Annotated in this window: 1 pseudogene; it reads right to left on the reverse strand. The window is 46.6% G+C overall.

Features of this window, described 5'->3' with window-relative positions:
* Positions 1-500 (reverse strand): annotated as a pseudogene (locus R7E78_RS31150) (glyceraldehyde-3-phosphate dehydrogenase); the annotation flags it as partial.

The following is a 500-nucleotide window of genomic DNA, read 5'->3' on the forward strand; positions in this document are numbered from 1 at the left end:
GTGTACAGAATCACGACGAAGTAGGCTAGCTCGTTTTTCTAAATCACCTTTCTTACCGCCACGAACAACAATTGCGCGCAGTCGAAGTGGGTAACCTGGGCCACTCTTTTCAATAAGAAGACGAGTCAGTAGGCGACCAATACGACCGAAACCGTAAAGCACAACATCGCGAGCGGCTAGAGAAGAGTCGGCATCACGCGCGCCTTGAAGTGCAGTTTGTAGGAAATCGTTTAGTGCTGCTGTATCTTCGTGCTCATTCCAATACTTAGTTGCCAGTTGACCAACATCAACGCGACATGAAGAAATGCTCATTTCGCACAATGCTTGGATGATCGGCATTGTGTGCTCTAGAGAAAGAGGGTTTCCAGTGTATCGTCTTGCTACGCGGTGAGTTTTGAGAATGTCGATAGTAGTGGCGTTGATAAGCGTCTTACCAAACAGAACCACTTCGATTCCTTTTTGACGATATAGCTTACCAATAAGAGGGGAGATAGATTCAG

It is taken from the genome of Vibrio sp. YT-19(2023) (assembly GCF_033337395.1).